Here is a 951-nt window from a genome sequence, read left to right on the forward strand (position 1 = left end):
CTGTTTTGACGCCATTTTTGATGCTGTATCCATCCTCGATGTAGATGCTGCATTCATCTCCGGTGCTGACTCTGGTGGCGATAGCCTGAAGACCTTCTTTCTGGAGCCATGCGCCGAACTCATTCATCGTGTCAACGTCCATCTGCTCCAGCTTGTCCAGAAGTACGAATCCGCATTTTGGATTCAGTTCTCTGACAATGGCAGTCGCTACGATCATCTGTTCAGAAGATGACATATTGTCCCAGCGCTGTCCCTTGTAGGTGAGTTCTCCATGATCGACTGAGAGTCCAGGAAGTGGCATCTTTGCATTGTTGAGCAGCTTCATGCGGTTGCTGCGGATTGTTTCAATGTCAGATGTCAGTTTGTCGTACTGATCTCTGTATTCCTTTGCATCTTCTTCAGCTTTCTGTTTGTTCAGATTGTCTCTGACCTTTGCATTGATCGCATCAATGTTTGAAATGCTCTCTTCAAGCTCTTCGGTGCTTTCCATTGCCAGCTCTGCCGGGCTGTGGTCAGACTCTCTTATCTTCTCATTGATATCATGAAGCTGCTTTTTAAGTTCTTCGATCTTGTCTTCGATTCTCATGGCTTCTTCCTGAAGCGAAGCACTATCACGAATCCACTGCTGCCGCTGTGCGTTTCTGGCCAGAATATCCTGCTGTTTCTGGATCAGCTCAGACGCGGATACAATTTCATCCGGAACGCTATCCCATTGCGGCATTTCATCGGCATACTTCTTTTTTTGATCTGCAATTCTTCCGATTTCGGTGCGACGAGTATATGCAGCACTTTCCTTGTTATCGAATGCCGCCAGCTGATCACCAACTCCGATGATCTGCAGCAGAGTGTTTGCCTTTTCCTTCGCACTCGAATTGATAAACTTCGGGAGATCCAGCGCAAATGAGGAAATGAATGTGTCTAACAATTTCTGACCTGCTTTTCTTCCAGTAG

1 protein-coding gene is annotated in these 951 nt (G+C 46.7%); it reads right to left on the reverse strand.

The features are described from left to right. Positions 1–925 (reverse strand): chromosome segregation protein SMC (locus C1714_RS13750; RefSeq protein WP_135567966.1); only part of this gene is annotated, 925 nt, incomplete at its 3' end. Between the last annotated feature and the right edge of the window lie 26 nt (positions 926–951).

Source organism: Galactobacillus timonensis (genome assembly GCF_900240265.1).
Taxonomy (GTDB): Bacteria; Bacillota_I; Bacilli_A; order Erysipelotrichales; family Erysipelotrichaceae; genus Bulleidia; species Bulleidia timonensis.